At 73.8% G+C, this 526-nt stretch carries 2 pseudogenes; both read right to left on the reverse strand.

The annotated features are described in order from the left end of the window. Nucleotides 1–246: pseudogene (locus B1729_RS20385) on the reverse strand (hypothetical protein); the annotation flags it as partial. Between the two features lie 64 nt (nt 247–310). Next, nucleotides 311–526: pseudogene (locus B1729_RS20390) on the reverse strand (glycosyltransferase); the annotation flags it as partial.

Genomic DNA, 526 nt, shown 5'->3' on the forward strand with positions numbered 1-526 from the left:
CTCGTCGGCGATGCGCTGGTAGTGCTGCGCGTCCCACGCGACCGCGTAAGTGGCGAGGTCCGCGCCGTGGCCGAAGCGGGAGCCGGGCGGCGAGAGGCCCGCGGCGAGGAGGAAGAACGCCGTCGTGACCACGCGCGACGCCAGGTAGATCGCCGCGATCCGCACCGCGGGCTGTCGCAGCAGCCGACGCGCCGCGGGTTCGGGTAGGCCGGTGCGCGCCTCCGCTCGCAGTCCACTCGCGGTCACGACGCTCCTTCCTCTTGGCGTTGTCCCGAAGAACGCAGGTGCACGCCGTGACCGAGGGCGTGACTCACGCCGCGACCTCCTCGCGCCGGAGCAGGTCGAAGGCGACAGCGCGGTACTGGTTCAGCATCCGGCGCCGTCCCAGGCGCGGTCGGGCGGCCAGGGCCCGACGCCGGAACTCGGGCCGGTTCTGCAGCACCGTCTGCCAGGTGTCCGCGATCGCGCCCGCGTCCGCGGGAGTGACCACTCCGATCCCGTCGATCTGCACCGCGGCGTCGCCGAC

It is taken from the genome of Microbacterium sp. B35-04, assembly GCF_010634885.1.
Taxonomy (GTDB): Bacteria; Actinomycetota; Actinomycetes; order Actinomycetales; family Microbacteriaceae; genus Microbacterium.